Origin of the sequence: Pseudoalteromonas sp. SG44-1 (genome assembly GCF_014164315.1) — a bacterium.
In the GTDB taxonomy this organism is placed as follows: domain Bacteria; phylum Pseudomonadota; class Gammaproteobacteria; order Enterobacterales; family Alteromonadaceae; genus Pseudoalteromonas; species Pseudoalteromonas rhizosphaerae.
Genome location: NZ_JACJEW010000050.1, coordinates 19,450 through 28,817, shown reverse-complemented (window position 1 = coordinate 28,817; position 9,368 = coordinate 19,450). Strand labels below are relative to the sequence as shown.

Genomic DNA, 9,368 nt, shown 5'->3' with positions numbered 1-9,368 from the left:
GATCGGCAAAATCATTAAGAACACAAAAGTGATCATTATCGCGTAATTTTCGTGATCAAAGCTTAATGAGAATAAGCGATCAAAGTTAATGCCATTGGGTGATCAAAGCTGGTGAGAATATGCAATACTCATATTTACCAAAGGCGGCAGCACCGACCACGTATGGTTTTACGACGTACAAGCCGACGGTTTTAGCTTAGATGACAAACGCACCCCAATAAAAGCTAACGATTTACCAAGCCTAATCAGCGAATTTAAAGCCCGTGATAAAGCACTGGCGACAAGTGATAAAAACGATCGCGTTATATCAGGTAAGAAAAAGCATTTCTGGGTGAGTAAAGATGACATAGCCAGCAATAAATATGACCTTTCAATCAACCGCTATAAAGAAGTGGTGTACGAGGAAGAAAGCTACGATCCGCCAAAAGAGATTTTAGGTAAGCTAGTGAGTTTGGAAAACGAAATACTGGCTGATTTAAAAGAGCTGGAGGGGATGTTGTGAGTTGGCCTTTGGTGAAGTTGGGTGATGTAGTTAAGTTTATTGGTGGGTCACAGCCCCCAAAATCAACGTTTAAATATGAGCCAATGGAAGGTTATATTCGTCTATTACAAATTAGAGATTATAAATCTGATAATAATTTAACGTTTATACCAGAATCATCAACCAAAAAATTCTGTTCTAAAAAAGATATCATGATTGGACGATATGGGCCCCCAGTATTTCAAATACTTCGAGGGTTAGAGGGAGCGTATAATGTTGCATTAATGAAAGCTGAGCCAAGTGAGAGCGTCGATAGAGACTATCTGTTTTATTTTCTGAGACAAGATACTTTATTTAGGCTTATAGATGGTTTATCGCAAAGAACAGCTGGCCAAAGTGGTATTGATATGGATGCATTAAAAAGCTATCCCATGTTGCTCCCACCACTACACGAGCAAAAACGAATCGCCGCGATTTTAGATAAAGCCGACACCATCCGCCGCAAACGCCAACAAGCCATCCAACTCGCCGACGACTTCCTACGCAGCGTATTCCTAGATATGTTCGGCGATCCTGTTACAAATCCGAAGGGGTGGGAATTGAGATCTCTCGCCTCTTTGTGCCGAAAAATTACAGATGGCACTCATCACTCACCACCTATAGTTGAAAAAGGCTTCCCTTACGTAACAGCAAAACATTTGAAGAAAACAGGGTTAGAGTTTCATGCTAAACCTTGGTACGTGTCGGAAGAAGAACATAAAAAAATATTCTCTAGGTGCAACCCTGAAAAAAATGATGTTCTCTATATTAAAGATGGTGCAACGACGGGCCTTGCAGCAATAAATGAATATGACTTTGAGTTCAGTATGCTTTCCAGTTTGGCTCTCTTAAAGCCAAATTTTGAATTAGTTAACTCAGAGTTTTTATGTATGTTTTTGAATCATCCAAGAACAAAATTAGTTTTAACTGCGAATATGGCAGGCGCAGCTATTACAAGGCTCACATTAGCGAAAATCAAAGATGTAAAAGTTCCTTTACCTGATATAAATACTCAAGAAAAGTTCAAAGAAGTATATATTTCTGTAAGGGCTATTTTGAATAAGGTCAAAGCAAGTGATGGATTGAGTGAGCAAGAATTTAACTCACTAAGCCAAAAAGCCTTTGCAGGCCAGCTATAACGCTATTTATAAAAATAAGAACAAGGATGTTAAATGACCGAACGTAAATTAAATAAAAACAAAAATGAGACCAAGCATTTAAAACAAACCGCTTATTTAGCATGGAAAGGATAAATAAAAAATGCAGGCACAAGTAAAACGCATGAACGAAGTGGGCGATACGGTGTTTTTAACACCTACGCCATTACTCAGCTACGAGGAGTTGGTGTTAAAAAGCTTAGGCTCAAATACCTATCGCGGCTTTCATCGTAAAAATAATAATTGCTTAGGCGCATCACATACCTTTAGAGATGTGTTAACCAAAAAGAAGGATTATTTAATATACGCACTAAATAATCTCACCTCTGAAATAGAGTTAAACGAGCTTGTAAACGAGTTATGTAGTGAGCTTAAAATTGAACTGAGTAAAAACATTAAACCTTCACAGTTGCAGTTGTTTAATAAAGTACGAAAGCCCGTAGATATTGTATTTGAGCACTTTGTAGCAATGGGTGAAGACTTTGCACCAGCAAGAAAAACCGCCACACCATGGCTATTTTTATCTGGTTTGAAATAAGCGTTTTGAAAGCAACGGCACAAACTTATTTTTAACCAATCTAAGCAGAAAATGATAAACCATTTTGGGAGATGAAATCGCTTTATTGGATGTATGATAATATATTTACGGTTTGAAGATATTCGCTTAAGTTATTATTACTTTATATAAAAAATATACATATTTATAAGATTAGGATTGTGGACATGGAATCACCAGAGGTTTTTTTAAAAGAGCTTAATAGTGCTTTACGCAGATTACGGGGGGCATGCAATGTACTCGCCAATGAAGAAATAGATAAAAAATTATTAGCTGTGATACGTCGGTTACTGTTAGCTGAAATATTAGGCAATGAGTGGATAATTGCAGTTGGTGGCTCGCAAGGGGCAGGTAAAACAACTTTAATGTCTAAAATTTATGACTGTGGAGATTGGCTACAAGGCAACGAAGGGCGCGGTGAAAAATTGCCCGTTTTGATTATTGAAACTAATGAAGTAAATGCACCGAAGGGCTATGTACGGCGTTTACAAAGCGGTGATACTGGAAATCAGTTAATAGTAAAAGATGTAACTATTGATGTTGAAAACTTTAATCAAGTTATAACAGACCCTTCAGCAGAAGATTTACTCCCTGTCTTAAAAGTACCAAAACGTTTTTTTAAAAGGGAAAATCAGGCTTGGCTACTTTTACCTGGCTATGAAAAACAAGATCGAGATAATAAAGATTGGCAAGAGTTAATGCGTCAAGCAATGATAGCTGCAGGTGGTTGTATAGTTGTTACAGACGAAACAAGAATGGCAAATCAACAACAGCTTGATATTACAAAGGATATGCTTGCAAATGAATTAAAGCATTGCGAACCTTGTGTTGTTATATCTAAAACGGAGTCATACAAAAATGACTTAGATCGCCAAAATCAGTTAAAAAATAGTGCGATGAACACTTTCAAAATAGATGAGAGCCGAATTGATAAGCAGATCATATTAACGGGAACAGATGATTCTGATTACTTTGAAGAGTGGATGCCAAAATTACAAAGCATGATTGATGAACTAAATTATACTGGGCAATCGAATCGTGTTTTTCAAATTAATAACCTTGCACACTTAATCGGTCGAGATTTAACTAAAGTTCTAACTAGTATTAGATCTAAGACTAGACTTATCTTCAAGAGTTCTGAAGCAACAGAGAGTGCATTAATATGTGAAGATCTTCTAGATGAATTTGATGACTCTGTTACATTATTGAGAGAAGAGCATAAAAAAATTGCAAAAGCGCATGTTGATCGGAACCGGATAAATGCGTCTAAGAAGTTAGACGAAAAATTATCTTTAGAGCATGAAGGCTTAAAAAATTTTATTACTAGTTCACTTAAAAGTACAACTGAAAAAAAGACAAAAATAAAGCAAACTGTTGAAGACGCTTGGCAACAAGAAGGAAACAACTTTCTTTCTGATTATGCTAATCAATTAACGGGCTTGACTTTAGAAAAATTAGGGCCTGTGAACGATTCTGATACAGAGCTAAGTAAAAATGAAAATCCTAAATTAGAGAACACTAAAAAACTTATTGAACTTGGTTATGTTGGCAAATCAGGTAAGCCGATTCAGTTTACAAAATTAAGTGAGGAAATAAAGAACGATATCAAAATAGTACTGAATCCTAACTCTAATACCATTGTCGAAACAAGTAAACAACTAGTAGAAAGTGTAAGGTTGATACCTACTATATCCCTTGAATATGCAAGGTTGTCTTACTCTGTACCAAAGTTGTTAGCTGATGAACTTAAATTAAAGATGGACCATAATGGTGAGTTAATAGAACAGAGTGTTGATGCTATTAACAAAGGCGTAAATACGGGGAGAGATGCTCTTAAAGCCGTTGCTGCTTTATTAGCTGTAGATGTGATTAGTGATGGTGATTCTGATATATTGGGTACACTTTTTGGCCATACTAAAAACAAAGAATCTGAGACCAGTTCGAGTGATGATTCTACCAGTGGAGAATCTACAAGTGAGACTGGGGGCGGCAGTTCGCCCCCTGTTATGCTTCACCCTGCTGCCATTGCCGTTACTGCCTTTGTTGCAGCTTGCTATGTGACAACCAAAGCAGTAACAGGGCTTAGAAAACAAGAGCAACAGTTAAGTATTCAAGCGCACTCTTTGCTTAATGCAATCTCAGATTCTCACTATGAAAACTTTTGCAGTAGTTTTGATGAAGTAATGCGCTCAGTAAGATTTAGATTAGTATATACCTTACGACAACGCTATCATTTAGATGAAAACTTAATGCGTAAAGAAAGATTAGCAAAGGCTTTAGCTGATGTAATTGTTTTATCAAATGATTTGAAAGCTGAAATTGATTCTTCAGCAAGTGGCTTAAACCCATTGTTAGTTGGGTGCACTGCTGAGTATGATTAATGATTGGCTAACTGAATACTGGTATGAGTTGCACCTATCTAATTTGGACTGGGCGTTTGATGCATACGAGCGATTAATAAGCTCTATGAGTCACGATATTCAAAAAACGTTATCGATGAAAGGAAAGCAGGTAGAGCCTTTTGTAGTTGTTTACGGCAAGACTCAAGTAGGAAAAACGACACTTCTTCTTGATTTGCTCGGTATTCATTCAGATCAAATAAGTGCAGTTTCCCATGTGCTCAGGGGGGGAAGGGAAGCTGGGAAGTCAGCTACTGCAACAACTATGGAATATTGTCGTTCTAAAAGTGAAAATTGGGCTTTAACCATAAATTCTAAAAAAGAGTTCTATGCTGCTGAGTCCGATATGATCATAGCTCTAAGCTGCTTAAGAGACAGTATGGAAAATGAAACTCAGTCTTTCAATTCTCCGTGCATTGTTGATATACCAAAACGTTTCTTTTCTATTACTGCTAAAAAATACACCAATATTCGTATTTTAGACTTACCCGGTGATAATCCTGCGAATGCTACAGAGCAAAAACATGTATATGCTATGGCTAAAGCTTATCTTCCTTTCGCTGATTTAATTTTATTAGTTGGAAGGGGAGATGATTTGAGTTTTTTAAACTCAGAGGCTATGAGTCTTCCGGGGCTAGATAATTGGCAAGCCATGCTTGGACGTTTTCGTATAGTAACGACATTTTCTTACTCCGCCCAATCAATAAGAGACCTAATTCGTAAGAAAGAAGAAGTTAATATCAGTGTTATTAGAGCGAGATTGATTGAGCAAATTCAGCGCTTTGGTGAGCTAAGTAATGAAGGTAAAAATCAGACCCTATTTTTCCCACTTGAATTTGGAAATAGTTGGCAGAATCTAGAAAAGCAGGAACCTTTACTCTACAGTAAATTAAAGCCATTAATTAATGGGCTTCGAGCAATATTAATTGATGAAATACATGCTTCTGTATCGCCTGTCAGTCGCCTTCGTAATATGCTCGATAGTCATGTAAGGATAGAATATATTTATAAAAAGAAATTAGAGAGGTTGAAACAGGATGAAAAAATAATCAGCAGCGAGATTCAAGCTATTGATGAAGATGTCCAAAATTATATAATAATAAACAGCAAAGAGCTCGAGGAATTAAATAAACTAAAGGTTCTAATTGAATATGGTAAAGATGAAAATATAGAAAGTAATATTCATAACTTATTGGCTGATAATAAAATTAATAGTCATTCTAAAATTTATGAAAAATCAGAAGGTGCAAGTGTTACTACTCTTGAAAAGTTGATTGTTAATTACCAGTATGATTTAAAAGCAGTTGAATTAAATTTAAGTCAATTTTTAATTGATAAAAATAAATTATACTGGAGAGCGGTTGAGAAAGTTTTTGTTGAGCCAAATTATAGCGTGATTGAGGATGAGGTTCGATCTATTTTTGGACAGATAGAAAAAGATTTAGATAAATATTTTATAAAAAAATACCTATCAAGTAAAAACTATCTCCATGATAAAAATAAAGTAGAAACGGCTAGGAGTAAATCAGAAAAGTTTATTCTTTCGCAGTGGAGAAAGTCTTGGATTAAAGCAATTGAAACATTGAACAGTAAACTTAATCTTAAAAAAAGCCAACTTGAGACGAGCATATTGATAAATGAAGAAGAACAAAAAAAACTACAGAAAGAATCTCATGGAAAAAATATTTTATTAAATAAATTGGAGAACAGCGCTAAAGATATCGAAAAATTAATGAGAGAGGATATAAAGAAATTTGAATCTTTTATTAATATTTTGAAACAAGAATATCAGGCTTCAGTAGCGGAAAAAATTGATGCATTTTTAAATGAAGGTGATGAATGTGATGCGTTTATGCAGCTGGTTTCATTCTGTGAACTAAGTAGTCAAAGAAACTCGTTAGAGTTATTACATGCAAAAAAAGTGATTAAGTTATGATTGAAAATAGTGAAATTAATAATAAAGAAATACAACTTACTGAATTAATGGGGAGGATTGTTAGGCAACCACTTACTCCTGTTATTAATGACTTGGAAATTTTAAAAAATGACATTTTATCTTTAGGGGATGCTCTAGAAGAGGCTAACGAGAAGCTTGATTTAGTAAGTGCAGATAAAGATGAGTTATTAAAGCAATTAACAAAAAAAATTTCACGTTTAGAAGAACGAGTTTTAAACGATATGGCTAAAAATAGCGCTGGAATTATTAATGATAATAAAGATAGAGTTGAACAACAGCTGTTAGTTTTTAATAAGTCTATTGAAGGTGCGGTGTCTGAAATAATAGGCTCAAGAGATGCCGTTAAAGATATGTTGACTTCTTTTAGTAACAAGATAGATGAGCGTCATAAAGAACTTTTAGATAGAAATACTTGTTTAGATTCTAAGATTGATGCATTAGCGTATGGATTAGAAGGAACAAATAATAAAACAGCTGAAATTATCGTAGCGCAAGAGAAAAATATACTCGAATTGACTAGTGAAAATGATGAAATTAAAGGTTTAATATTTAAAATTAATAAAAAGATTAATTTATTCTCATTCGTTTTGTTGGTATCAACTTTAATTGCTACCTCTTATTATTGGTTTCAAATACTGATCCATTAAAGGGTCAGAAAAGCACATGTTTAATATGAAACTCCAACTTTGCGCCTCAAACGGACTTAATAAATGTCTAAAAGTTGATTTCCCTCGCTTATCTCATGAGCCAGGTAAATAAGCTGGGGTAAATACGCTAATTAGTGATCGCGATAATTTTAACTGGCAATTGCAGATTATTGATAACAGCTATAAATCCCGTGAAAAAACAATTATCGCTTGTGAAGCGAATTGCCGTTTTGCGTTTTTTATACCGGTTAGTTTAAAGTTAACACAAGAGGAATTAACTCAGCGCTTAGCGTATGAATGGCAAACAAACATTTGAGGTATATCAGCTTATTCCACGCAGCGATATAGCTGTGCTGTTGAGTGAATTATCTAAAAGAGAATTTACTCCGCACTGGGCTAAAAATACCAATTTAAGCATAAGCGGCCATATTAGCGACGCTGCACTTTGGGTTACCCAAATACCCAGCCTAAACGCACCACCAATAAAACAACTCGCTGCAAAGAGAAGTTTTATACCCATAGAGCGGTTATTGAGTTATTGCCAATCGCTTATTAATGAAAAGCAACGCGTGGAGGATTCACCAAGTTCTAAAATTTATAGCTGCAATGTTATTAATTTTAGTGATTACAAAAAAGGCTAAAACCAACTCAATTAAGTTTTTACAAGCTTGTGAAAACTAATCCTATCATCCGCTTTGCTATCATAGTTTACGAAATAAGAAATTGGTTATATTTTGTAAACTATGCTAATCATCTAAAAAATAAGTGCTTTTTATATAATTGGCTTGAAATATATAATTTAAAACGTACTATTAAGCTAAAGTTCATAAGATTGTTTTTTAAAATAAATAAATACTAAAGTATTTGTTTTTAGATAGGTAACGGCTTGTAACCACCACACTCAAAGGACATGCGAATAGTCATATTCGTTAATTGATATGGAGATTACCCCCTATGTATACGCACATTTTTATTAAGCTTTAATCTGATATTTAAGTATTGGGTTGTAAGACCAATATTAATTGAAGAAAAATCATTAAGTACCTTAATAAGATATAGACCTTTTACTCATTACTTTATGGATACAAATATGTCAGGAAAAATATCGTTACCTCACAAATGCCCGAAATGTGGTGTTACAGCCAGAACAGCTGCTGAATTAGAAACAATTTTTGGTTACCGAAATCTAAAAGGAGGGGCGACTAATCAAAGTCAATGTAAAAAATGCAGATAGAACTCTATGTAATAAGGCCTAGTTAGCCAATATTTATTAGAAGAACATGATTGTATTTTTATAGAAGTTAAATTAAAGGAATTTATATGAAAGCGTTCGATCCTAGTGCATTTACAGCACCTAAAGCTAAACCATTACCTGTCATCCTATTACTAGATGTTAGTACTAGTATGAGTGGTTCTTCAATTGACAACTTAAACTCAGCAGTAAAAGAAATGATTGTAGATTTTGCTAAGGCAGAAAAAAGTGAAATAGAATTGTTAGTTTCTATTATCACTTTTGGTGCTGAAGTTAAATTAGAATTACCTTATACATCTGCGTCAAATATAGAATGGAAGGATCTCAATGTTAGTGGAGCTACCCCTATGGGGACTGCATTTAAGATGGCAAAAGCTATGATTGAAGATAAAGAAACTACGCCATCACGTGCATATCGTCCTACTATTGTTTTAGTTTCTGATGGTGCTCCTAATGATGAATGGCAACGGCCCTTGCAGGCGCTCGTGAATGAAGGACGTTCTAGTAAATGTGACCGTATGGCTATGGCTATTGGCACCAGTGCAGATAACAACGTATTGAATCGGTTTGTTGAAGGTACTGAAAATAAGGTATTTACAGCAAAAGAAAATACAGAAATAAAAAAATTCTTCCAATTTGTCACTATGTCAGTAACTACACGTACTGCATCACAAAACCCAAATTTATTGCCTACTCAGCAAGAAATTAAAGACATCTCACCTGCAGCAAAAGCGCTTGTTGATTCTGTTGAAGAGTCAATGTCTGTGGAAGATAGTGAGTCTGATTTTATCTAGAATTTATTATTTTTAACCATTGAATACATTTTTGTATTCAATGGAAATTTCTCTTTATATTTTGGACGATTATGACAACTACCGTA

At 34.7% G+C, this 9,368-nt stretch carries 7 protein-coding genes and 1 pseudogene; all 8 read left to right on the top strand.

The genetic code is table 11. The features are described from left to right. Nucleotides 1-121 precede the first annotated feature (121 nt). A pseudogene (locus tag H5187_RS18420) lies at nucleotides 122-502 on the top strand (N-6 DNA methylase); the annotation flags it as partial. Then, on the top strand, nucleotides 499-1,659 hold the full coding sequence (locus H5187_RS18415; RefSeq protein WP_182793968.1) for a restriction endonuclease subunit S: 1,161 nt from the start codon (nucleotides 499-501) through the stop codon (nucleotides 1,657-1,659). The pseudogene H5187_RS18420 and the gene H5187_RS18415, both read left to right, overlap by 4 nt. 121 nt (nucleotides 1,660-1,780) lie before the next feature. Beyond that, nucleotides 1,781-2,215: a hypothetical protein gene (locus H5187_RS18410; protein ID WP_182793970.1), complete on the top strand. Its 435-nt coding sequence runs from the start codon at nucleotides 1,781-1,783 to the stop codon at nucleotides 2,213-2,215. Between the two features lie 185 nt (nucleotides 2,216-2,400). Next, complete coding sequence (locus H5187_RS18405) at nucleotides 2,401-4,614, top strand: sugar kinase (RefSeq protein WP_182793972.1); 2,214 nt, start codon at nucleotides 2,401-2,403, stop codon at nucleotides 4,612-4,614. Beyond that, nucleotides 4,607-6,568 (top strand): hypothetical protein, encoded by a 1,962-nt coding sequence (locus H5187_RS18400; protein ID WP_182798139.1) that lies wholly within the window; start codon nucleotides 4,607-4,609, stop codon nucleotides 6,566-6,568. The genes H5187_RS18405 and H5187_RS18400 overlap by 8 nt, the downstream gene beginning before the upstream one ends. Beyond that, the gene (locus H5187_RS18395; RefSeq protein ID WP_182793976.1) at nucleotides 6,565-7,236 is read left to right on the top strand and encodes a hypothetical protein; all 672 of its coding nucleotides are present in this window, start codon (nucleotides 6,565-6,567) and stop codon (nucleotides 7,234-7,236) included. The genes H5187_RS18400 and H5187_RS18395 overlap by 4 nt, the downstream gene beginning before the upstream one ends. 293 nt (nucleotides 7,237-7,529) lie before the next feature. Continuing rightward, the gene (locus H5187_RS24685) at nucleotides 7,530-7,877 is read left to right on the top strand and encodes a hypothetical protein (RefSeq protein WP_259400264.1); all 348 of its coding nucleotides are present in this window, start codon (nucleotides 7,530-7,532) and stop codon (nucleotides 7,875-7,877) included. 679 nt (nucleotides 7,878-8,556) lie between these two features. Continuing rightward, nucleotides 8,557-9,282: a VWA domain-containing protein gene (locus H5187_RS18385; RefSeq protein WP_182793978.1), complete on the top strand. Its 726-nt coding sequence runs from the start codon at nucleotides 8,557-8,559 to the stop codon at nucleotides 9,280-9,282. Nucleotides 9,283-9,368: the final 86 nt, after the last annotated feature.